Source organism: Idiomarina sp. H2, from assembly GCF_004364275.1.
GTDB classification, from domain to species: domain Bacteria; phylum Pseudomonadota; class Gammaproteobacteria; order Enterobacterales; family Alteromonadaceae; genus Idiomarina; species Idiomarina loihiensis.
On the sequence record NZ_SNZY01000001.1, the window covers coordinates 1 to 22,094 of the forward strand.

The 22,094-nt window shown below is 46.4% G+C and carries 19 protein-coding genes and 1 tRNA gene; 15 read left to right on the plus strand and 5 right to left on the minus strand.

The window, feature by feature from the left end; all coding sequences use genetic code 11:
- Positions 1 to 447 precede the first annotated feature (447 nt).
- The 4 genes from DET62_RS00005 to DET62_RS00020 all read left to right on the plus strand — a co-directional run bounded on the left by DET62_RS00005 (position 448) and on the right by DET62_RS00020 (position 6,715).
- Complete coding sequence (locus DET62_RS00005) at positions 448 to 3,399, plus strand: TonB-dependent receptor (protein ID WP_110012792.1); 2,952 nt, start codon at positions 448 to 450, stop codon at positions 3,397 to 3,399.
- 67 nt (positions 3,400 to 3,466) lie between these two features.
- Complete coding sequence (locus tag DET62_RS00010) at positions 3,467 to 5,431, plus strand: S9 family peptidase (RefSeq protein ID WP_110012791.1); 1,965 nt, start codon at positions 3,467 to 3,469, stop codon at positions 5,429 to 5,431.
- 119 nt (positions 5,432 to 5,550) lie between these two features.
- Entirely contained in the window at positions 5,551 to 6,126 is a 576-nt protein-coding gene (locus DET62_RS00015; RefSeq protein ID WP_110012790.1) for a FlgO family outer membrane protein, read from the plus strand.
- A gap of 13 nt (positions 6,127 to 6,139) precedes the next feature.
- On the plus strand, positions 6,140 to 6,715 hold the full coding sequence (locus tag DET62_RS00020; protein ID WP_110012803.1) for a FlgO family outer membrane protein: 576 nt from the start codon (positions 6,140 to 6,142) through the stop codon (positions 6,713 to 6,715).
- Between the two features lie 54 nt (positions 6,716 to 6,769).
- Here DET62_RS00020 and DET62_RS00025 read toward each other — a convergent pair whose 3' ends face one another.
- Positions 6,770 to 7,492 carry a DUF1499 domain-containing protein gene (locus DET62_RS00025; protein WP_110012789.1) on the minus strand — a complete coding sequence of 241 codons (723 nt, stop codon included), beginning with the start codon at positions 7,490 to 7,492 and terminating at the stop codon, positions 6,770 to 6,772.
- A 178-nt stretch (positions 7,493 to 7,670) separates the two neighbouring features.
- On the opposite strand from DET62_RS00025, the gene DET62_RS00030 reads away from it, so the two are divergent.
- From DET62_RS00030 to DET62_RS00035, 3 genes are all read left to right on the plus strand, one after another.
- Positions 7,671 to 7,973 carry a helix-turn-helix transcriptional regulator gene (locus DET62_RS00030; RefSeq protein WP_110012788.1) on the plus strand — a complete coding sequence of 101 codons (303 nt, stop codon included), beginning with the start codon at positions 7,671 to 7,673 and terminating at the stop codon, positions 7,971 to 7,973.
- A 157-nt stretch (positions 7,974 to 8,130) separates the two neighbouring features.
- Positions 8,131 to 8,295: a hypothetical protein gene (locus tag DET62_RS14415; protein WP_166635812.1), complete on the plus strand. Its 165-nt coding sequence runs from the start codon at positions 8,131 to 8,133 to the stop codon at positions 8,293 to 8,295.
- On the plus strand, positions 8,285 to 8,878 hold the full coding sequence (locus DET62_RS00035; protein ID WP_034819574.1) for a Fic family protein: 594 nt from the start codon (positions 8,285 to 8,287) through the stop codon (positions 8,876 to 8,878). The genes DET62_RS14415 and DET62_RS00035 overlap by 11 nt, the downstream gene beginning before the upstream one ends.
- Positions 8,879 to 8,946: 68 nt before the next feature.
- On the opposite strand, the gene DET62_RS00040 is transcribed toward DET62_RS00035, so the two are convergent.
- Positions 8,947 to 9,432, minus strand: a complete 486-nt coding sequence (locus tag DET62_RS00040; RefSeq protein ID WP_227016314.1) for a DUF547 domain-containing protein — start codon at positions 9,430 to 9,432, stop codon at positions 8,947 to 8,949.
- Positions 9,433 to 9,587: 155 nt separating this feature from the next.
- Between DET62_RS00040 and DET62_RS00045 the strand changes: the two genes are divergently transcribed.
- The 7 genes from DET62_RS00045 to DET62_RS00075 are packed head-to-tail and all read left to right on the plus strand — an operon-like array spanning position 9,588 to position 18,860.
- Positions 9,588 to 11,912, plus strand: a complete 2,325-nt coding sequence (locus DET62_RS00045; RefSeq protein ID WP_110012787.1) for a TonB-dependent receptor — start codon at positions 9,588 to 9,590, stop codon at positions 11,910 to 11,912.
- 9 nt (positions 11,913 to 11,921) lie between these two features.
- The gene (locus DET62_RS00050; RefSeq protein ID WP_110012786.1) at positions 11,922 to 14,114 is read left to right on the plus strand and encodes an FAD-dependent oxidoreductase; all 2,193 of its coding nucleotides are present in this window, start codon (positions 11,922 to 11,924) and stop codon (positions 14,112 to 14,114) included.
- Between the two features lies 1 nt (position 14,115).
- Positions 14,116 to 15,183 carry an ABC transporter substrate-binding protein gene (locus DET62_RS00055; protein WP_110012785.1) on the plus strand — a complete coding sequence of 356 codons (1,068 nt, stop codon included), beginning with the start codon at positions 14,116 to 14,118 and terminating at the stop codon, positions 15,181 to 15,183.
- Positions 15,162 to 16,781: an ABC transporter permease subunit gene (locus DET62_RS00060; protein ID WP_110012784.1), complete on the plus strand. Its 1,620-nt coding sequence runs from the start codon at positions 15,162 to 15,164 to the stop codon at positions 16,779 to 16,781. The genes DET62_RS00055 and DET62_RS00060 overlap by 22 nt, the downstream gene beginning before the upstream one ends.
- Entirely contained in the window at positions 16,765 to 17,433 is a 669-nt protein-coding gene (locus tag DET62_RS00065) for an ATP-binding cassette domain-containing protein (RefSeq protein WP_110012783.1), read from the plus strand. The genes DET62_RS00060 and DET62_RS00065 overlap by 17 nt, the downstream gene beginning before the upstream one ends.
- Positions 17,426 to 18,064: a CDP-alcohol phosphatidyltransferase family protein gene (locus tag DET62_RS00070; RefSeq protein ID WP_110012782.1), complete on the plus strand. Its 639-nt coding sequence runs from the start codon at positions 17,426 to 17,428 to the stop codon at positions 18,062 to 18,064. The genes DET62_RS00065 and DET62_RS00070 overlap by 8 nt, the downstream gene beginning before the upstream one ends.
- The gene (locus DET62_RS00075) at positions 18,057 to 18,860 is read left to right on the plus strand and encodes a sterol desaturase family protein (protein WP_110012781.1); all 804 of its coding nucleotides are present in this window, start codon (positions 18,057 to 18,059) and stop codon (positions 18,858 to 18,860) included. Before DET62_RS00070 ends, DET62_RS00075 begins: the two co-directional genes overlap by 8 nt.
- 6 nt (positions 18,861 to 18,866) lie before the next feature.
- On the opposite strand, the gene DET62_RS00080 is transcribed toward DET62_RS00075, so the two are convergent.
- The 3 genes from DET62_RS00080 to DET62_RS00090 form a co-directional block, all read right to left on the minus strand.
- A tRNA-Arg gene (locus DET62_RS00080) sits at positions 18,867 to 18,943 on the minus strand.
- A gap of 40 nt (positions 18,944 to 18,983) precedes the next feature.
- Positions 18,984 to 20,147, minus strand: a complete 1,164-nt coding sequence (locus DET62_RS00085) for a flagellar assembly protein FlgT (protein WP_110012780.1) — start codon at positions 20,145 to 20,147, stop codon at positions 18,984 to 18,986.
- Positions 20,148 to 20,244: 97 nt separating this feature from the next.
- Complete coding sequence (locus DET62_RS00090; protein WP_110012779.1) at positions 20,245 to 20,724, minus strand: LPP20 family lipoprotein; 480 nt, start codon at positions 20,722 to 20,724, stop codon at positions 20,245 to 20,247.
- 191 nt (positions 20,725 to 20,915) lie between these two features.
- Here DET62_RS00090 and DET62_RS14495 point away from each other — a divergent pair, with 191 nt between their 5' ends.
- A complete protein-coding gene (locus DET62_RS14495) occupies positions 20,916 to 22,058 on the plus strand; it encodes an RNA-guided endonuclease TnpB family protein (RefSeq protein WP_110012778.1) in 1,143 nt (380 codons plus the stop codon).
- The last annotated feature ends 36 nt before the right edge of the window (positions 22,059 to 22,094 follow it).

Here is a 22,094-nt window from a genome sequence, read left to right on the forward strand (position 1 = left end):
GGGCTGTTTTGTCAACGCTACGGCTTCACGTTTAAACTCTGGGCTGTACTTTTTTCGTTTGGTCATGAACACTCCTTATGGGCATATTATGCCTCGTTTTGGATGTGTCCGTAAAATCTGGGTAGAACCCTTCTGGTCTCTTTGTCATCTTGTCACCTAATTGTCTCTTGGTGCATGATAGCACCTCTAATTAGGTGGCCAAATTTAGTTTGCCACTACAATCGCCTGCTAACTTTGAAAAGAAGGCATACTTTGAGGAGCTACAGACTGTCTCGTGAAAGCTGGGAAGTCCACTTATTAAAGATAATTTGAATGAGGTACCGCGTTCAAAGTCAGAAGTAACAACAAAAACCACTAAAACTTTACAAAGTTTTAACTTGCTGTTAAATTCTTTAACACTTCGCGTAAGAAGTAAAATAATAAAAACGTTCCAGGGAGTTTTTACTCATGAAAAATATGACATTCCGTAAAAGTTTAACGGCTGCAGCAGTGGCTGCGTCTTTAGGCTTTCCTGTGCTAGCAATAGCACAGGAAAATGTAGATAGAGAAACAATGGATGTTGCGGAAGAGCAGAGCGCTCAAGAGCAACAACCTGAGCGCATTCAAGTTACCGGTTCACGTATTAGAACTGATGCTTTTGCTAATGAAACACCAATTGATATTATTTCAGTTGAAGATGCAGAAAAACAAGGACTTAATACGCTAGGTGAGTTATTGAGAACGAGTACAGTGGCAGCTGGTTCAAGTCAGATAACTCAGGCATTTGCGACTGGTTATGTTACAAATGGTGGCGCTGGTGCTGAGACTATCTCAATGAGGGGGCTAGGTGCAAACCGTACTCTGGTTCTTCTAAACGGGCGTCGAGCGGGACCAGCAGGGACTCGCGGAGCTGTTTCATCTTTTGATATGAATGCGTTGCCAATTTCGGCTATTGAGCGCGTTGAAGTATTAAAAGACGGCGCATCTTCACTATATGGTTCAGATGCAGTAGCTGGTGTTATTAATATTATTACGAAGACTGACGACTCAAAGACTTTCTCTGTCGACTTGAGTCAACCTTTTGAGTCAGGTGGTGAATCACAACGAATAAATGGATCTTGGGGTGAAACTTTTGACAAAGGATCTATACGTTTTGTAGCTGACTATAATGTAAAGAAAAAAATGGAGCGTGGGGATAGGGACTTTTACGCATGTACTCAGCGTTACTTATTTAACGAAGATGGCACACGTGGAGATCCTATAGATCCTCGCACGGGTGATTATCATTGTAACGATACGGGTTATGGAATGTGGGCTTATGGGCTTCAACCCGGAGCAAAGGTCTTTTATGACTATGATGGTTGGTTAGAGTCTAACGGTTACGAGAGCATTAATGATCAACCAGGAGGCCTTAGTGGTCCTGAAGGCTGGTTTGTCGGTGCTTATGACAAAGAAACTGATGGTCTTTGGAATTTAAACCATCCATTCCGTAATAAAGAGACAATGTTACCTGAAAACAAGACTCTGTCATTGTATTTACAGGGTGATTATCAATTAACGGACACTATATCTGTTTACTCAGAACTTTTACATAGTGCTCGTAGTACTGAAACCCAAGGGTATCGCCAGTTCTGGACTGGAGATGTTGGAGCTATACCTGCTGAAAATTTAGGTTTTGAAGGTGATGCTTTGCTTATGCCTGTCGCGTTGACAGACCACTATGGCTCAGATGTCGATGTTGATTATACTCGTTTTGTTGGTGGTATCGAAGGTAGCATAGGTTTTTGGGATTGGGATATTTCGTACCAAAACAGTTACAATAAAGGTACTTATGGAGGCAAAGTTATTTTTGCTGATTCCATGATGATGGCTCAAACAAACGCTCTAAACGGTACTAACTGTGACGGAGAAGTCACTGCTAAATCAGGCAAAACTTGCACTGATGTAAATTTTGCTGATCCTCAGTTGTTATATGGAAACCCGAGTCAAGAAGTTAGAGATTTCTTATTTGGTACCGAAGAAGGGGAAACAATATATAAGCAGCAGACTTTAGAAGCATATATAACTGGCGATTTAATGAACTTGCCAGCTGGGCCAGTTGGTGCAGCTTTTGGTATGTCTTATCAGAAAGATGAAATTGACGACAAACCCGGCGAGACAAGTGCTAATGGAAACTCTTGGGGACTATCAAGTGCTAGTCGTACTGCGGGTTCCCAGAATACCAAAGCTGTTTTCGGTGAAGTCAGAGTCCCTATTCTTGCTGATTTAACTTTCGCTCAAGCTGTTGACGTAACTGGTTCATTTCGTTGGACTGACGTTTCCACATACGGTAGCGATTCGACGTTTAAATTAGGATTAAATTGGGCAATTAATGATGACTGGCGTGTACGGGCTTCTCGAGGCACTTCGTTCCGTTCTCCTGCTTTATATGAATTGTATCTGTCCGGACAAACCGCATTCCCCGGTCAGCGAACTGTAGATCCATGTTATGATTACGGAACTCGCTATGAAGAAGGCGGAGTGTCAGAAACTGTTTACCAAAATTGTCAGGCTGATGGAATCCCTTTAGATTACGATGGTTCCGGTACTAGTTCTGTTAATGAGATAACTAGTGGTGGCGGAGACAGACTAAAGGCTGAAACTTCGGTTGCTGAAAGTGCTGGCCTTGTTTGGACAAGCCCAGAAGATACATTCGCAGCATCTATTGATTACTATGATATCCAGATTAGTGGTCAAGTTTCAAAACTGACATCAGCGAATATTGTTGGTACTTGTTATCGTTCTGCCGATTTCCCTAATGATCCTTTGTGCGATCTATTCACTCGAAATGGTGGTGAAAACGGTGACTGGGGTATTGATGAAGTACAAGCAGGTTATGTAAACGTAGCGAGTCAAGGTGTCCGTGGTGTAGATATCAGCCTGTCATATCAAGACGAGTTTGATTTTGGTGATATTCGGGTTGTGTTAGAGCACACAAACCAAATAGATCATACTTATCAATTATTTGCTGATAGCGAAGTTCGTCAATATATTGGCGAGATTGGTGAACCAAAGCATGTAGGTCAGTTGTATACAACTTTCTCTCGTGACGATTGGAGCCTGACTTGGACAATGCGTTACGCTGATAGTGTTAGCAATTTAGACTATTATCATGATGGTTCTAATGAAACTGCATACCGCGGAGAAACCTATAACTTCGTTGGCGAGGTTGGTACCACGGTTTACCATACGCTTTCAGGTAATATGGAACTGGTTGACGGTTTGGACTTGACATTAGGGGTTGCTAATATCTTTGATAAGGAACCACCAAAAGTGTCTACAGCAACCGATGGAGTTTCGACTACAGGTAACGCTGTTATATACTCTCAGTATGATCAGCTAGGTCGCCGAGTATTTGCTAATCTGACTTATAGTTTTTAAAGGTTAATAAAGCAAAGAAGTGAAAGCCCTCCGTTGAGAGGGCTTTTTATTGTTTTGAGGGGTTATCATGAGAGTTTTAATCAAATCAATGATGTGTCTATTGCTCTTGAGCATTGGTTCAGAAATGGCCTATGCAAAGGCAAGACAAAATGTTTTGGAAAAATATGCTGAACATGCACAATTCATGGATCTTAAAATTTCCCCTAATGGGGAATATCTTGCGGCTACGTCTCGTGATGAAGCTGGGGATATTCAACTGACAGTATTGGATGTAGAAAACTATGAAATAAAATCGGTGACTAAGGCTAATAAAGGCCAGTCGGTTAATACTTTTAATTGGGTAAGCGATGACCGCTTAGTTATGACATTGGCTCGAGAAGTTGGTGCGTTGGACTCTCCGATTCCGACTGGTGAAATTCTTAGTATGGATGTAAGTGGAGGTAGTCAAACGTTTTTAACGGGCCCACGCTCAGAGCATTTGAAGCGTTATACGCAAATAGTAGACTTGTTGCCTAATGAACCTGAACAGATCATGGTTTTAGCTATTAACCCAAGGTCAAAAGAGCCGTTTATTGATTTATTTAGACTAAAAGTTGATAGTGGCCGTAGTCGTCCAGAGGGACGTATTCCGTTGAGATGGTATTCGGGTACTAATGTCCAAGTTTTATTAGATGATAATGGGGTATCTCGACTGGCTTTAGGAGTTGATCCAGAGGAGCGTAATGAAAATGTACTTATGGTGAGAGATGGTGCTAATGAAGATTGGCGTGAGGTCTCCCGTTACAACGCTGATGGTGGAAGCTTTGATCCAGTAGATATCACACCAAACGGTAATAATGTGGTTGGTCTTAGTGACACGAGCACAGACACTAAGGCGCTTGCATTGATGGACTTGAAAACGGGAAATATTAAGGTATTAGCAGAGCACCCTGAAACCGACCTTATGCCGATTATGAGTATAAAAAACGGGCGCAGTAATGAGCTGATTGGCGGAGCTTATGAGTATGACAAAATTGATGTTGTTTTATTTGATGGAGTTAAAGATAGGCCGTTTCAAAAAATTGTTCAGTCACTTACTCAAGCTTTCCCTAATACTCAAGTGGCTGTTAACTCTGCGACAAAAGACAATTCTAAGATGGTATTAACTGTTAACTCTTCGAATCACCCCACTGAGTTTTATCTTTTTGATTCAGAAAAGAATGCGTTGTCTCTAATAACAAAATCACGCCCTTGGCTAGATAAAAAAGAAATTCCAGTAACTGAAATTATGACCTATGAGAGCCGGGATGGACGTATCATAAAAGCTTTGCTTACCTTACCTAAGGGTGTAGAGGCGGAAGATTTACCTTTGATACTCTTACCACATGGTGGCCCTCATGGAATTAGGGATAGCCTTACTAGGTTGGATACTGACGCTAAAGTCCTTGCGGAGCACGGGTACGCAGTTTTACAACCCAACTTTAGAGGTTCAGGCGGCTATGGTCGGGAGTTCTTGAAAGCAGGCTATAGAAACTGGGGCACGACTATGATAAATGATATGACAGACGGTGTTATGCATTTAGTTGATAAAGGTATAGCGGATAAGAGTCGTATGTGTGTTTATGGGGCTTCATATGGCGGTTATGCCGCGCTAATGGCCGTTATTCGTGAACCTGACTTATACAAGTGTACAGTAGGTTTTGTTGGCGTTTATGATTTGAACCTAATGTTTGAGCAAGGGGATATTTCTGAAGCAGATGCCGGTCAAAATTATTTAAGCATGGTGCTTCCAACAGATAAAGAAGAAAGAGAAATGCAGTCACCGTTACATCAACTTAATAAGTTGAAAGTTCCAGTTTTTATAATTCATGGAGGAAAGGATGTTCGCGTTCCTATTGAACATGCACATAGGCTACGAAAGGCACTAGACGAAAAAGATCACCCATATGAGTGGCTTGTAAAAGAAAAAGAAGCACATGGTTTTTATAAACCCGAGAATAACATTGAACGATGGGAAAAAATGTTGACATTTTTTAATAGACATTTGCATTAACAGGGTAAGTTTTTCAAAAAGGAAATCCTAGCTCAGAGTCAACGGGATAGGATTTCCCCTAAACCTTCCCCGCTCCCTGCCGATAACAAACCATAGGCTATATCAGTAAAGGTCAGACTATGTTTAATCGGTTGCTCATCACTCTTTGTTTTTCCTTGCCGATGTTTTTGTTTTCAAATTTGGTAGTAGCAAACAGTAATAATCCCCATGAAGCCATTGGAGATGACTTGGCGCAGCAATTGACGCAACAACTTACTCAGTCTGGTCAAGGTTACTCAGAGAGAGAGGGGAATATCGGCATAACCCGCTGGGTGCTATCGGAAACGCTAAAACAGCCGCAAACGGGCGACTCGTTAAACAAACTAAGTCACCAACTTAGCGAGAGCATCTATGCGCACCTGAAAGAGCGTCAGCTGAGTTTAGTTGAGTTTAGAGCTCAGAACTATATTTCCATTGGAGAAGAAGGTTCAACCCTGCTATCTCGTGATGTTGAAGCCCTCGAACAGCATCCTGAAGTTGACTGGGTTCTAGTCGGAACTCTCTCCCGCAAAGATGAAGGCACTATGGTTAACCTGCGTATTATTGACCGTCGTAATCAGGAAGTTTTGGCGGCGGCGAATCGCTATGTTCCCAAACATTTGTACTGGCCAAATAAGCAAACTGAGCTGGTCAATGGCCGTTTACAACGTAATTAAAAGAGGCACTGTTATGAAGTTATTCAGTTTTACAGTCGTTGCAGTTTTTTCATTAAGTGCCTGCACGGTGTTACCCGCTAAGCAAGAAGGCGTGAAAGCTCCATCGGAGAAAAACTATGCGCAGCCGGATAGTGCTAAATTCAGTGCGCAATTGGCGGAGCAGTTAGTGGATAATGCGAGCATTCGCTTGAATACAGTGAAGGTCGGTATAACCAATTTAGTTGGGATAACTGGTCAATATGATCAAAGCTCGCCGTTAAGTATGGTTCTGTCAGAGCAATTGGTGCAGGAACTGCACAGTCGTGAGCTAAGCGTTCTTGACTTTAAAGCCACTGACTTTATTCGGGTGACTCCCAAAGGTGACTTTGCGTTAACTCGTGACTACCTGGAACTCGACGAAATAATGCCAATTACTCATGTGTTAGTGGGTACTTTGTCTCATCACCGGGATGGCGTTATGGCTAACGCCCGGCTAGTGAATATCAATACCAAAGAAGTGGCCAGTGTAGCGCAGGTCTTTATTCCGGAGTCGGCGGTTAGGCAGCTGGACGAAAACTATGGGCAGCCGGTACTTCGCAAAGCCCCGTAATAGAAAGGGCCTGACGCTTTGTGTCAGGCCTAATACTTTCTATCGTAACTTTTACTAACGTAATTCCGGTTTCAGCAACGACATCAACTCGCGAATCCGCTCAGCATTTTTTCCGACATCGCTGCGGCCTACGCGCGACTTACTGCGAATATCAAGCTCACTGCCATCAGTAGTACTGCGAACCCGGATAACCACGTCATCCTTAAAACCAAACCAGGTAGTGGTTGCAGTGGCTTCAATGCGGCCTTCGGCTTCTGAGCTATCGATCAGTTCCCAACCCATTTTATCAACGGCCAGCAGTGCAGCCGAATAGAGCTCATCTGGGGATTCAAGAGATGTATAGGTTGATAATTCCGGATACGCTTCACGTTGCTTCTTGGCGGTTTCTTCGCCGGCGTATTCAACCGGGTTAGGTGCGTCGGCACGTAGCGGCGCAATAGCAACAAATTCCGGTGGGTTTTGTGTGTCAGTGGTAATGTCATGAATTGCAGGTACATTTTGCGCTTTAAGGTACTGACTAAAAGGCATGCAAAAAGAGAAACCGCCAGCAATAATGGCTAGTCCACTTAACCCTGCAACCAACCCTTGTGGGCGGCGAATAAAGTACCAGATAATGTTGAGAACAAAAGTGGCTGCGCCAATATAAGCGGCCCAGCGAAGCATTAAGAACGCGGTGCCAAGTTCTGCTGCACCACTTTTATACAAAGGCCCGGAAATAGCCAGCAATACAACAGATAATAACCCCAGAAGAATAAACAAACCGTGTAACGCTTTCATAAAGGAACCCTCTTAATGATGTTGCCTGATATTACGTCACTACATTGGGTTTGGGTCAACGATAATTTTATTATCAACTCTTACATTAGAGAAGAATAACGTAGAAACTTGACGATAGCCTAAATGCTATATACCTTTAAAGCTATAAACATGGAGGTTTAAGTGAGAGGTAATTGAAATGGCGAGAACATTAGAGCAAATACTTGAAACAGAAAATAAGGATATTATAGCCAATGCAGAAGCTAAAGCAGAGGCTATGCTGCTTGATATCCATTTAGCTGAAGTTCGTATGCTTATGAAAAAAACGCAAAATGATATGGCTAAAGCGCTGGGCGTTAAACAGCCCACTATAGCTAAGATGGAAAAGTCGGGCCGTGACGTAAAGCTCTCAAGTCTAAAGCGTTATATTGAAGCTGGCGGCGGTAAAGTGCGTTTGGATATTGAGCTACCAGACGGCCAGCATCATGGATTTGAAATTTAAAGCGTCAGGTTTGTGGTGTCGTTATATTTCCGGCAATTCATAATATTAGCTGTGAAGTTTGAATGCTTTAACCGTGTTTTATGTGGATTATTTGGTCAAACGGCGCCATGACATATAACCGCTTTTACGGTATAATTTGGCTTATATAGGAGGCATTATGACTAATACAATTTCTTCTACGGCTACGGCAGAAAAAAAGAAAGCAAAGTTCATCCCCAAAATGGAAAACTTTAGAACCAGCCTAATGTACGAAGGGCTAACGTTGAAAAATATAGGCGAAAATCAGTCTATTGCGGCACTAAAACGCAAGTATGCGCGATAAATACGGGGTAGCACAAGATAAGTACTGCTACCCTGGAACGGATGTTCTCATTAATCTGCTGGATATCCGGAATGCGGATAAACTGGCCGAAGCCGAAATTGAGTTTACTGCAGAGCGTTACCGGCTCTATCAATCCCCTCAAGCGACTATTCAACAGTTCACGTTTGAACACTTAAAAACGCTCCACCACCATTTATTTCAGGATGTATACGAATGGGCGGGTGAAGTTAGAGATGTTGATATATCCAAAGGTGAAACACGATTTTGCACTTGTACGCGCATAGAACCTGAGGCTAAAAAGCTATTCAAAAATATTTCTCAATTAGAAAATGCCCAAAGCCACGAATTATTTATCGAGCAAATTGCGGATTTATTTTGTGAGATAAATCTATTGCACCCCTTTAGAGAAGGAAATGGTCGCGTACAGAGATTCTTTTTTGAAGAAATGTTGTTTGCATTGGGATATGACGTGACTTGGCCCCTTATCTCTCGACAGGAATGGATTGAGGCTAATATAGCGGGGGTTAATCTGGATCTTACTCTTCTAAAAAACATTTTTAATCAGGCCATTACAGAATTATAAAAGCTTTGTAAAATACAAAGGCAAAACAAAGTGTTTGTTCTCAGTCACCGGTGAACTTTGAGCTCCTGTCAGCAGACTAAAGCGGCATGTATGCGGGGCTCGTCAAAGTCGACACGAATTTTTTCGTGCTCAACCCAATCCAAAGTACGTTTTTCACCTAGTAGCGTAAAAAACGATTTCTCCCATGGGCTGGAAAATAGCCCGCCTAGATCGCGAATAGAATCCGCTTTGCCGGCCCCAAATTTATCGATATTGTCGATAATAAGCTGCAGGGTAAAACCGTTGTATGCATTGATTAAAAAAGCCAGTCGCTGGTCCTGCGTCCAACTTTCATACTGTCCGGGCTCAACTGCTGACAGCGATGCGAGATAATTGTCCAGAGGCTGACGGTTTTTAGCCAAATCGCGATAATTAACCGCAGACTTTAAACCGTCATCGTACACCTTAACATGATCATTCAGAACATCAGTAAAAGCGGTATGAGACGGGTCAAATGACTGTGCAGCTGCTGGCATCTGAAAAACTAAGCCTAAAATAAAGAGTATCGCTCGCATTACATGTTCCTGTCTTCGGATTACTATGTTTTCTACTCTTTGATTGTAGGGCATTAATTTAAAAACAGATCATCAATCTTGAAGCGATTCTGCGTAATCGAAAAATACAAAAACTGCGTATAACCACAGTCAATAAAAAATAAGGGAATACAAAAATGAAAAAGTGGTGGTGGCTAGGGTTCTTGCCGTTAACGGCGGTGGCACAAGAAAAACCAATGGAAGTTATTGAGGTTATTGGTCGCGATGACGGAAGTGTCGTGCTGCCATCGGAAGAAACAACCGAAGGTTTGTTCGGCTTAGCGGAGAGCCTGCAGGAAATCCCCCGTGCTGCCACGGCTATTAGTGAGTCGTTAATGGAAGAAGCTGCCATTAATGACTTACACGATATTGCGCGCTTTGCGCCTAACAGTTTTGCTGCGGCAGGTTTTGGTAATCCATCGCTGCCGACCATTCGCGGCCAACTGGGCGAGTTATTTGAAGCGGGCATGCGCCGTCAGGCCGGTAACAATGGGCTTGGTATTCCCATGTCATTTAATGCTATTGAGGGTATCGCCGTTGTTAAAGGCGCGCCACCGGTCATGCTGGGCACCACACAACGCGTGGGCGGTTTTGTCAATTTGCAGCCCAAAACCGCTCGTCTGACTGAGTCGGACTCAACCTTGAAAGCCCAATTTGGCGAGTGGGAGCAGTACCGGTTACAGCTAGACCATAATTGGGTGTTAAAAGAGGGCGAGCAAGGCCTGCGAGTAAGCGCAGAGTACGTTGATGAAGACAGTTTTTACGACTTTCATCAGCACCGCAGCAATGACCTTTTGCTGGCGTATAAGCTTGCGCCTAACGACGACACGCTGTTGGATATATCCATAGAGTATTACGATGTTGACTGGACAGACAACGCAGGCATTAATAGGCCGACACAAAACCTGATAGACCATAATTTGTACATTACCGGTCAGGGTGTTCAGCCAAATGGTTCGAGGGTTCCCGGAGCCGGGGCTGTTGTCAGCCCAACCGGAGAGGTTCGAATTGACCGCAGTACCACGTTAACTGACCCGCTTGACACCAATACCGCTGAAACCACTTTGTTGCACGCAAAACTTCAGCATTGGCTGAACGATGACATGGTGTTGGTTAACCGCACGTATTATCAGTATTTAACCCGCGAAGGCATTAACCAGAACAGTTTTGTTGAAATTATTGATGGCGCTCACACCTTTGAAAACCGCACCGAACTGCACATAAACAAGAAAACGGTCGTAGGAGTTAACTTACGAATTAACGATGTACTGGGTTACAGCCAGTTCTCAACCGAGGCGGATAATCCTATTGACTTGACGGGTCCACTCAGTAACCGCCGCATTCCATTAACTAATGATCAGAAAGCCAGCTTAATTGAGTTGCGTCCTGATCTCTGGGTCTCGCCGGGTAGCCAGTACGACATTGACGGCGATGGCGCGGGCGATTTTATTACGTCAGACACCACCGACTCAAAAAGTTATCAGTGGGGTGTTTTCGCTCAACACGAGCTGGATATTACGGACAAATGGCGAGTCACCGGTGGCGTAAGAGCCGACTATTACGACGTGGACGCAAAAGACCCTATTCCACCTCAAGATGTTCAAGCAGCGAGTGATACCTACAGTGACTGGCTAACCGCGGTAAGTTTATCAACTCAGTACAACTGGACGCCCGATCTGACATTCTATGCAACCGCCTATGAGAGCGACTCTACGTCGAACGCGATGGCGGGTGGTACGGTATTAAATGCCGCCGGTGAAATTGATTCGCAAAACTTTGCCACAGAGAACTCGCTTTATGAACTGGGTGTGAAATACGCGCCAAGTGATGCCCGCTGGTACGCGGACGCTGTGGTCTTTGACCAAAAGCGAAGCTTACGCAACCGTGATGGCTCTAACAGCGGTATTCGCACCGAGGGTTTCGAAACTCAGTGGCATTTCTCTTCAGCCACAGGAACGCACGAAACCGGTTACTGGTTAACTCTTGCAGCCAGTTATATTGATGCGCACTATGACAACTCTACGGCATCGCAGGGTACAGGTCAGGTGGCCGATGTGTTTGATGATTCAAGCCCCGATATTATTGAAGGTACAGGTATTGGCTCGCCGAATTTCACCGCGTTTCCTGCGTCAAACCAACAATTACAGGGCATTCCCGAAGTACAGGCGTCAGCGGTTGTTGGTTGGCAGATAACCCCTGAATGGTCGGTCGGTGGTGATTTAAGTTATACCAAGCACTACCCGCTAGATTATCTGCAAACGGTGTTTATACGTGACCAGCACACGCTAAACCTGAACGCACGTTATCGCTTTGACGAGCAGTTAAGTGCCCGTATTGATGTGTTCAATGCTACCGATCAGGACAACTGGTCACCGGTATTTGAAGGCGGTTATTTTGGTGCAACCCTGGCTTTTCCATCGCAGCCAAGACATGCTCGATTGAGCGTCGATTACAAATTTTAAGGAAAGCTCATGTCATTGAAAAAGCTGTTGTTGCTGTTAGTTATTATTGTGCTGTTTATCAGTGCGTTTGCATTCGACCTAACGCAGTATCTGTCTCTGGATGTACTAAAAGAAAAGCAACAGCAGCTTAATCAGCTTTTTGTTGATTACCCCTTTCAAGTATTTGCAGTTTATTTTGTTATTTATGTGGCGAGCACGGCGTTGTCACTGCCCGGCGCGACTATTCTGACGCTGGGCGCTGGCGCTATATTCGGCCTAGGCTGGGGCTTGTTATTGGCTAGTTTTGCAGCATCTCTCGGTGCTTTTCTGGCCTTTTTAAGTGCCCGCTTTATTCTGCACGACTGGGTGCAGGAAAAATTTGGTGAGCGGCTAACGGCCATTAATCGCGGAATGGAACGCGATGGCGCGTTTTACTTGCTCAGCCTGCGTCTTGTTCCACTGTTCCCGTTCTTTGTTATTAACCTGGTTATGGGTCTGACTAAAATAAAGGTCTGGACCTTTTACTGGGTAAGCCAGCTAGGCATGCTGCTGGGCACCGCTGTATACGTTAACGCCGGAACTCAGTTAGCACAGATATCCAGCTTAGGTGATGTGGTTTCAGCGGATTTAATTGGTGCTTTCGTACTATTGGGCATATTCCCGTTAATTGCCAAAGCGGTACTGGCCTTTGTGAAACGCCGTAAAGCCTTTAAAGGCTATAAAAAGCCTAAGTCTTTTGACAATAATCTGGTGGTTATTGGCGCCGGTTCAGCGGGGTTAGTCAGTGCTTACATAGCGGCCACAGTAAAAGCAAAGGTTACCTTAATTGAAAAGCACAAAATGGGCGGCGACTGCCTTAACACCGGGTGCGTGCCTTCAAAAGCTTTACTTCATGTGGCCGAACTTGCTCATAATGCGCGTAACGCCTCAAGTGCGGGTGTTCATGTTGGCAAAGTGTCGGTTGATTTCAAGCAGGTTATGCAGCAGGTGAAGTCAGTTATAAAAGAGATAGAACCGCATGACTCGGTTGAACGTTACACCAACTTGGGTGTGAATGTTGAGCAGGGAGATGCGCGCATTGTTTCGCCCTGGGAAGTTGAAGTGACCAGCAATGTTGAAGGTAAGAGCGAAACCAAACGCATAACCACTCGCAGTATTATTATCGCGACCGGGGCGAAGCCGTTAGTGCCAGACTTTGAAGGGCTGGATAAGGTCGACTACGTAACCTCAGACACCCTCTGGGAGTTAGAAGAGCTGCCTAAACGTTTATTAGTTCTTGGCGGAGGACCTATTGGTTGTGAGTTATCTCAGGCGTTTCAGCGTTTAGGTTCACAAGTTACTCAGGTGGAAATGGCCGAGCGGCTTATGGAGCCGGAAGACGCTGACACAGTGGAACTGCTAACTCGACGGTTAACGGCGGAAGGCATTGATATTAAGCTGAACCACAAAGCGTTGCGTTTTGAACAACACAATGGCGAGTCCGTGCTTATTGCTGAGCAGACGGTTGATAACGAAAGTGTTGATAACCAGAATGTCGACCAAAGCAAAGAAATTGAGATACCCTTCGACAAGGTGTTAATTGCGCTGGGGCGGCAACCCAATATAACGGACTTTGGCTTGGAAGAGCTTGGCGTGCAAACCAACAAAACGGTAAGTACCAATGAGCTTTTGCAAACCAACTTTCCTAATATTTACGCCTGTGGTGATGTTGCCGGTCCTTACCAACTGACTCATGTGGCCTCGCACCAGGCTTGGTATGCCTCGGTAAATGCCTTGTTTGACCCTTTCAAAACTTTCCGGGCGGACTACTCTGTCATTCCGTGGGTAACTTATACTTCGCCGCAGGTGGCGAATGTGGGTTTAACCGAGCAGCAGGCGAAAAAAGCCGATAGACCTTACGAAGTAACCGAGTACGACATCGGTGAACTGGATCGCGCCATTGCCGATAACAGTGCCTACGGCCGGGTGAAAGTGCTGACCAAGCCCGGTAAAGATGAACTATTGGGTGTGAATATTGTTGGCCCGCAGGCCGGTGAGCTACTGGCAGAATATGTGCTGGCCATGAAACACGGCATTGGCCTGAACAAAATACTGGGCACTATACACAGTTATCCGACCCTGGCGGAGGCGAATAAATACGTGGCCGGCGAGTGGAAGCGCGCCAACGCGCCGCAGAAGCTGCTAACATTGGTTGAGAAATTTCATCGCTGGCGCCGGAGTTAATATGCGTCTTATTGCTGCCATCAGTTTATTGTTAGTGACACTTTTTGCCGCCTTACCATTAAAGGCGGAAGTGGTGAACTTTTATGCCTGGGGTGGCTCGCCGGAAGTAAACAGTTACTTACGCTGGGCGCAAAAAGAACTGCAAGAGCAGGGCATCCAGCTTCGCCATAATAAAGTGGCGGATGCCTCCGAGGTGGTTAAGCAGATTATAGACGGTCATTCCAACGCGGATATTATCTGGATAAACGGTGAAAACTTTCATGCACTGAAAGAGGCTGGTGCTCTGCGTTCCATTGCCGGTGAAATTAAGGCAATGAATAATATTAACCCGGAGCTTAACTGGCAAACGGACTTCGGCGAACCGGTGGATGGGCTGGAAGTGCCCTGGGGCGTTGGGCAATTTAACCTTATTAGCCGACCCGGGCTTTTCTCCCAGAAAACCGTGACTGCAGAAAGCCTATTTAACGCCGCCCGGAAAAATAAAGGCCGCATTAGTTACCCTAAACCGCCGGACTTTCATGGCACTACCTTATTAAAGTCGTTGCTGTTGTCTATGCATCCGCAGCAGCGCAGTGTGTTTCAGCAACCGGTGGATAGCGTTAATGCACAAGAACTAACCGTGCCTTTATGGCGCTATTTAGACCAACTGCACCCGCTGTTATGGCAGCAGGGCGAAAACTTCCCTTCCTCAGCCGGTGAGCAGATTTCGTACCTGGCAAATGGGCAGTTACTGATGGCGGTCAGCTTTAATCCCAATGATTATAGAACCCTGGTGAATCAGGGGCGGTTGCCTGCGGGCGTTGAGCGTCATACCGTGTCAGACAAAGCCATAACCAATAACCATTATTTGGCGGTGCCGAAAAGCTCTAAGAGCCATGAAGCTGCGAAAGCGGTTATCGAGTTTTTATTGTCGAAAAAAGCTCAAAAGCGAAAAGCCGATACCAATCGCTGGGGCGATCCTTCCGTTCTTAAAAGTGCGCAAGGCTCTTCGCTGCTGGAACCAACCGACGACTTTCATGCCAGTTGGCAGGAGTATCTGGAGCGGGAATGGTCCGCACGTTATCAATAGTTGTCTGGTTATTGCTCATTATTCTGCCGGTTGGCAGTGGTGTGCTTTTTCTGCTGGTTACGTCTTTTGACCCTGAAACCGGCGTCAACTTAGTAGCTTTAACTGAGCTGCTGGCAGATTACGATTCAATAGCTTCAAGCCTTATACTCGCCGTAGCCGCACCATTAATTGCCTGTTATCTGGCGTTATGGATGGCGCCTGTATTATTAAAAAACGCTCGCCTGCTGCAGCTCCTGTCACCACTTTTATCCATTCCGCATGTGGCTTTTGCAGTTGGCCTTATGTTGTTAATGAGCCCGTCCGGCTGGCTGATACGTTTAGTGGAAAGCGTCAGCGGCATGTTCCCGGCACCATCGGCAGGCTGGCCATTACCGGAAAAGTCGCTACTAACCGTTATGGTGGTTCTAATTTTAAAAGAGCTGCCATTTTTACTACTAATGATATCGGCCCAATTAAAACAGCTGCCTGTTAATTCGTGGGTGGCGCAGGCGCAAAGCTATGGTTACAGCGAACGACAAGCCTGGTGGCGCATTGTTACGCCGGAGTTATTGCGACGTTTAACGCTACCAATGGCGGCTGTTATTATTTACTCATTGTCCGTTGTTGATATTCCGCTGTTAGTGGGCAGTAACACGCCGGGCGTGCTGGCGCAGCGTGTGTATGAATGGAGCTTTCAGTTCTCTGCCGGTAGTCAGATTAAGGCAATAACCGGTGCATGGGTTTTACTGGCTATAGCTTTAGTACTGCTATTAATAAATGCCCGGCATTATGCTTTCTATCGCCGCTTCGTGCTCGGTAAAAAAGTAACCCAACCCGTAAAACCCAACACACATAAAGCCAGCCGTTATACCTGGATTTTTCTGGGGGTACTGTCGTTGGGGGGTATTGTTGTTTTAGCCATACAAAGCTTAGCGACACATTGGTTTTATCCAAACTTATGGCCGGCAGAACTGACCCTCGAACGCTGGCAAACCGAATGGGACTATTTGACTGAGCCAGCAGTAAACAGTTTTTGGCTGGCGCTGCTCAGTACGTTACTTGGCACGCTAGCCGCAATTGCTCTGCTACAACGGCAACGACAGAAAGCCGCCGCTTCGTTTTACTGGCCTGTACTTGTAGCGTTGTTTATTCCGCAGGTGCCTTTGGTGCTTGGTTGGCAACGGCTAGTTGGCGGACAACTGAGTAGTGGCTGGCAAGCCTGGTGGGTGTTCTGGTCTCATGCCGTATATACTCTGCCTTACGCCTATCTGGTTTTGCATGGGGCTTATACCCGCTTTAACGAGCAATGGCTAACCCGGGCTCAAAGTCTGGGTTATAGCTACCGGGCTGCCTGGTGGCGAATTATGTTACCCATGTTAAAGCAGCCCATAGCAGTAGCTTTTGCGGTCGCCTTTTCGGTTAGTATTGCTCAGTACCTGCCAACTCAATGGTTGGGGCAGGGCTTAACGCCCACTTTAACCACCGAAGCCGTTAGCGTTGCCAGCGGCGGCGACTGGCGTATTGGCAGCCTTTATGCGCTGCTACAAATGCTACTGCCACTTGTGGTGTTTATTGCTGTCGGACTCATCAGGACAAAAAGTTATGCTGAACATTCGTAACCTTGAAATAAAAAGGCGCACAAAAAATGGCTCTGAGCCTTTATTCAGCCTGAATGAACTGACGGTTGAAAAAGGTGAAATTGTCACGCTGATGGGTCCGAGTGGCGTAGGGAAGTCGACCTTGCTGCGCTGGGTGCTTGGTGAGCCCTTGCCTAACTTTCATATTCAGGGCGAATTAAGGTTAAACGGCGAAGATATCGGCGAGCGCTCAATTGCCGCGCGCCAACTTGGCATGATGTTTCAAAAGGGCGGTTTGTTTCCGCACTTAACGGTTGAAGAGAACTGCTATTTTGCGCAAAAGCCTCGTTCAGCACTAACCCACCAGCAGCAAAAAGACAAAGCTCTGGCCATGCTGAATAATCTGGGGCTAACGGATAAACGGACGGTTTACCCTGACAGCTTAAGCGGCGGGCAATACGCTCGCATCGCTTTAATCTGTTCGTTATTAGCAGAGCCGCAGGCCATGTTACTGGACGAACCGTTTTCGGCATTAGACGCCAGTTTGCGAGAAGATGTCAGGCAGTGGACCTTTGCACAACTCAAAGACAAACAAATGCCGACCTTATTAGTTACTCATGACAGCGCAGATGCCTGTGGCCGTGTGCTTGAAATACAAGGAACTGAGGTAAAAGGAGACGTCGCTAATGTTTGACCCTAAGCTACTTCCGGCAACCCGAAAAATTCTCGACCTCCCTGCGCGCTTACTCGTCCGTGTTGGTGTCAGTGCTGATCAGGTCACCATAACAGGTTTTATTATCGGTTTGCTGGCTGTGCCATTTTTAGCCTTTGAGCTTTATGAATTCGCGTTAGTGGCAATTCTACTCAACCGCCTGTGCGACGGTCTGGACGGGGCAGTAGCAAGGCGCACTCAACTAACCGACGCCGGTGGCTTTCTTGATATTGTGCTGGATTTCATTTTTTACAGTGCTGTGGTATTTGGTTTTTTATTGGCCTCGCCCGAACAGAACGCCATTGCCGCAGGCTTGTTGTTAGTCACTTTTATGGGTACTGGCTCTACTTTTCTGGCCTTTGCCAGCGTTGCCGGAAAGCGTGGTATTGAAAACCCGGAATATCCGAATAAGTCACTGCATTATATGGGCGGTCTAACCGAAGGCTTTGAAACCATTGTAGCTTTTGTGGCGTTTTGCTTGTGGCCACAGCACTTTCCGGTACTGGCCTATATATTCGCCGCTGCCTGCTGGCTTACCGCAATAACCCGCATTGTTGCCGGTTACCGCACACTGAAACAGCCAGGGGCAAAGCCGGAGGGCACCGATGTCTGAAACTGCCTGGCGCTTAAGCATTTTTCTTGGCGTATTGCTTATTATGGTGTTGTGGGAAGTTGCCTCGCCTAAGCGCAAGCCCCGCTATAGACGTAAACAGCGCTGGCCGGCAAACCTCGCCATAGTTGCCGTCGATACGGTATTGCTGAGAATTATTGCGCCCGTTGGCCTGACCGGAGTGGCGCTTGTTGCATCAGAAAATGGCTGGGGGCTTCTTAATTACTTAAGCAAGGCGGGTACGGAAATACCCTTTTGGTTGGTTATGGTAGTCAGCATTGTCGTACTGGATATCGTTATTTACTGGCAGCACCGATTGTTCCACCGCATTCCTCTTTTATGGCGAATGCACCGGGTGCACCATGCCGACCCGGACTTTGACGTCACGACCGGGTTGCGCTTTCACCCGGCCGAAATTGTGCTGAGTTTTTTCATAAAAGCAGCCGCCATTCTTGCTCTGGGCGCACCTGCGCTAGCCGTTATTGTATTTGAGATTATTCTTAACGCCTGCTCCTTGTTTAATCATGGCAATGTGGCACTGCCCAAACCTGTGGAAAAGCTCGTGCGCAAAGTGCTCATTACCCAGGAGCTGCATCGCATTCACCACAGTACAGAAAAAGAAGAAACCAACAGTAACTACGGTTTCAGTGTCAGTTGGTGGGATCACCTCTTTCGTAGCTTCACCGAAAAGCCAAAAGCCGGTTCTGACAATGTCGATATTGGTCTGAACGAATACCGCGACGCAAAACTCACCACTAAACTTTGGGGGTTATTGAAGATCCCCTTTACCCGGAATTGATAGGCATGGCGTCCCCGGCAGGAGTCGAACCTGCGACCTGCCGCTTAGGAGGCGGCTGCTCTATCCTGCTGAGCTACGGGGACGTGCCGCGAATTATGCCAGAAGCTGCCGCGGGTTTCACCCTCAGTTAACCGGCACCACCCAGTCGTTCACCTGAACGTTGTGCAGCATGTTCCCTTTCGTCAGCTTAGCGACGGCGGTGGACTGCTGCACCTGGGACACCTCAACTTCAAATTCACTCACCTGCCATTTCTGACGATAACGGCCCTGGTCGTCGGTAAAGTGGCTGGGTTGCACAATTTTTAGCTTATCGCCGGTGTGTACGCCGTGCTTTTCACCTAAGTTGAATTGAACGGTGTTGGCATCAACGGCAATAATTCTGGCTCGTACCGGTTTGCATACCACTTGTTCTTTCACGCCGGAAGCTAAGTCGCGCAGGCCGCTATCCAGTGCTGCACCAAAAGGTTCATTCCAGAATTGTGCGGTGGCAACATCGACGTCGGTGGTACGATCAAAGGTCCAGGGTTGGGTGTTCTCAACTCGTGCACGGGTTACTAGCTGCCCGGTGGTGGCATCGAGAAGGTAAAGTGTTAATGCATAATGGCGGTCGGGGTCGCTGGACCAAAACCAGCTAGATTTGGTATCCATCATGGCCAGGTCGTCAAACATGCCGAAAATAACGAACTGACTGTCATTAGCTAAACCAATGCTGCGGGACATACGACCTAATTCTTCCAGGTTCAGGCCGCTGAGTGCCTGGTCTAAACCGGCGTGACGGTGCAGGGTGTGGGCAATTTGCAACTGGCTGCCAACGCCGCCTAATTCACGGGCTAAACGCTCGGCCGCAACTTTGCCTATTTCCCAAATTTGTCCCCAGGTACCATGGGCGCGGTCGCGCAGCTCAAACGGCACAACGGTAACGGAGTTTTTGTAGCTGCTGCGGGTACAGTCGCCTTCGCGGTTCCAGATGTCCGCACGGAGCAGAACAATAACGCGGTCGTCGCGAACTTCTTCGCGAACTATGGTCACCTGGTCAACATTGCCCTGGCTATTCCACTGGGTTTCGGTGTTTTGTAAAACGCCGTCAACCACTTGCTGAATACTGGAGATGTTACCACCAGAGGTTAACAATGCCTGCTGAAGGGCGTTTTCGATGGCTTTTTCGCGTGCGGCATTGGTGTCACCATTAATAATGCGGGCAGTGCCCTGAGCTTCCACCCAACGCGCTTCGCTTGGCATAGCAATAAAGAAAACAGAGGTGATAAGTAGCAGGGTTTTCCAGTTCATGGTGTTAATGCATCCCAAGTGTCAGTTTTTAGTCGTTACTTTACTATCGGAATTAACTGCAAAAACCCTGCCATGTTTAACTCAATCAAAGTGGCGCTTAATAATAGACAACGCGTTTCACTTTCTGCTGACGGTTGGTGCTTTGATACAGGCGGTGAACCTTTTCGAAATCAAGACGCAACTCAGTCGCGTAATAATCGCCGACCGCATAAGTTTTAACGACTTCGGCGCCGCGAATCACTCCGTCCACAGAAGCCTGAAAGCTGTCGCGGTTTAAAGCCCAGTCTTCTACCGAGCTACTGCCGGCTATGCGCTGGCCATAGACTTGTTCAGCAAGCTCGCGGTAAGCGGCTAACTTAGAGGCGCGCATAGCGTTTAAGTCTTTTAGCTGTGCGTTTTCGCCTTGCTGGGTTTCAATAGGGGCGTAGCCAACCGCATTCAGCACTGGAAATTCACTTGGGGTTTGGGTTTCCCATTCAACATGCTTTTGATCGTACACAATTTTGTTGTAAGCACTACAGCCGCTTAATAACAGCGCAGATGCAAGTAGAGCGAAAGAGAGTAAATGCTTAGCCATAACGACCTCTGATTGAACAAAGTACTTATGGTTATAACGGCTGGACTGGCAAAATCTTTAGCAATTTCGCCGTAAACCCTTGCCCATTCGGGCGGGGATATAAGACGTTGGTTTTATAGGAAGCTTGCGACCTTGACTCAGGTGAAGATGCGTGCAAATATACTGTATACATAAACAGTATTTCACTTACTATGTTAAGAGCAACCAAAGTACGCATCTATCCAACGCAAGAACAAGCTGAGTTTTTAATTGCTCAGTTTGGTGCTGTGCGTTTTGCGTATAACAAAGCGTTGCATTTGAAGTCTTATATGTACCGCAAGCATGGTGTTACCCTGAGTCCGAAAAAAGACATTAAGCCACTGCTTGCCGTTGCCAAAAAATCACGAAAATATCACTGGCTGAAACAATATGACTCAATCGCGTTGCAGCAGGCTCTGATTAACCTGCATCAAGCCTTTGATAATTTCTTTAATCCCAGACTGAAAACGAAATATCCCCGATTTAAGCGCAGACACGGCAGGCAATCGAGCTACCACTGTGTGGGCGTAAGGATGCTTGATGGCGCAATCAAACTACCGAAAATGAAGCCTGTAGAGGCAAACATTCACCGTGAGATTGTAGGCATAGTTAAAAGCATCACTGTCAGCCTGAGTAAAACAGGAAAGTTCTACGCATCAATCCTTGTGGATGATGGTATGGGCGCACTTAGCCCAATTCATACTGTGAGCAAAGTGACAGGTATTGATTTGGGTCTTTCTCACTTTGCCATTGAGTCAAACGGCAGAAAGACAGCCAACCCAGGATTTGTAAAACGTGCTGAGAAGAATCTCAGGCGTAAGCAGCGTCAGCTATCCAGGAAAGCAAAAGGCAGTGCCAATCGAGCCAAGGCTCGTTTGCTCGTTGCCAAATGCCATGAAAAAGTAGCTAACGCTCGTGCTGACTTTCAACACAAACTCTCTCGAACTCTCGTTGACGAAAACCAAGCGGTGATAGTTGAGACATTGAAATCAGCCAATATGATGAAAAACCGCAAGCTGGCGAAACACATAGCCGACGCCTCATGGCACAGCTTTGTGGTTAAGTTGGAGTACAAGGCTAAAGAGCAAGGCAAGCACCTAGTAAAACTCGATCAGTGGTACGCCAGCTCTAAAACTTGTCATTGTTGCGGTCACAAAATGGATGATATGCCTTTGTCGGTTCGCAAGTGGGACTGCCCATCTTGCGGCACTACGGATATAGACCGCGACTTAAACGCTGCCCTCAATATCCGTGATAAAGGCATTCTGGAATTAAAGGCGGCTGGACAGTCGTTTCTGCTTATGGAAGCTGCGTAAGACTCGATACTATCGAGCAACGGCTAGTGAAGTAAG

Bases quoted from the DNA above. Each gene is read 5' to 3' on its own strand.
- DET62_RS00005 (WP_110012792.1), top strand. From the start codon at position 448: ATGAAAAATATGACATTCCGTAAAAGTTTAACGGCTGCAGCAGTGGCT.
- DET62_RS00010 (WP_110012791.1), top strand. From the start codon at position 3,467: ATGAGAGTTTTAATCAAATCAATGATGTGTCTATTGCTCTTGAGCATT.
- DET62_RS00015 (WP_110012790.1), top strand. From the start codon at position 5,551: ATGTTTAATCGGTTGCTCATCACTCTTTGTTTTTCCTTGCCGATGTTT.
- DET62_RS00020 (WP_110012803.1), top strand. From the start codon at position 6,140: ATGAAGTTATTCAGTTTTACAGTCGTTGCAGTTTTTTCATTAAGTGCC.
- DET62_RS00025 (WP_110012789.1), bottom strand. From the start codon at position 7,492: ATGAAAGCGTTACACGGTTTGTTTATTCTTCTGGGGTTATTATCTGTT.
- DET62_RS00030 (WP_110012788.1), top strand. From the start codon at position 7,671: ATGGCGAGAACATTAGAGCAAATACTTGAAACAGAAAATAAGGATATT.
- DET62_RS14415 (WP_166635812.1), top strand. From the start codon at position 8,131: ATGACTAATACAATTTCTTCTACGGCTACGGCAGAAAAAAAGAAAGCA.
- DET62_RS00035 (WP_034819574.1), top strand. From the start codon at position 8,285: ATGCGCGATAAATACGGGGTAGCACAAGATAAGTACTGCTACCCTGGA.
- DET62_RS00040 (WP_227016314.1), bottom strand. From the start codon at position 9,432: ATGCGAGCGATACTCTTTATTTTAGGCTTAGTTTTTCAGATGCCAGCA.
- DET62_RS00045 (WP_110012787.1), top strand. From the start codon at position 9,588: ATGAAAAAGTGGTGGTGGCTAGGGTTCTTGCCGTTAACGGCGGTGGCA.
- DET62_RS00050 (WP_110012786.1), top strand. From the start codon at position 11,922: ATGTCATTGAAAAAGCTGTTGTTGCTGTTAGTTATTATTGTGCTGTTT.
- DET62_RS00055 (WP_110012785.1), top strand. From the start codon at position 14,116: ATGCGTCTTATTGCTGCCATCAGTTTATTGTTAGTGACACTTTTTGCC.
- DET62_RS00060 (WP_110012784.1), top strand. From the start codon at position 15,162: ATGGTCCGCACGTTATCAATAGTTGTCTGGTTATTGCTCATTATTCTG.
- DET62_RS00065 (WP_110012783.1), top strand. From the start codon at position 16,765: ATGCTGAACATTCGTAACCTTGAAATAAAAAGGCGCACAAAAAATGGC.
- DET62_RS00070 (WP_110012782.1), top strand. From the start codon at position 17,426: ATGTTTGACCCTAAGCTACTTCCGGCAACCCGAAAAATTCTCGACCTC.
- DET62_RS00075 (WP_110012781.1), top strand. From the start codon at position 18,057: ATGTCTGAAACTGCCTGGCGCTTAAGCATTTTTCTTGGCGTATTGCTT.
- DET62_RS00085 (WP_110012780.1), bottom strand. From the start codon at position 20,147: ATGAACTGGAAAACCCTGCTACTTATCACCTCTGTTTTCTTTATTGCT.
- DET62_RS00090 (WP_110012779.1), bottom strand. From the start codon at position 20,724: ATGGCTAAGCATTTACTCTCTTTCGCTCTACTTGCATCTGCGCTGTTA.
- DET62_RS14495 (WP_110012778.1), top strand. From the start codon at position 20,916: ATGTTAAGAGCAACCAAAGTACGCATCTATCCAACGCAAGAACAAGCT.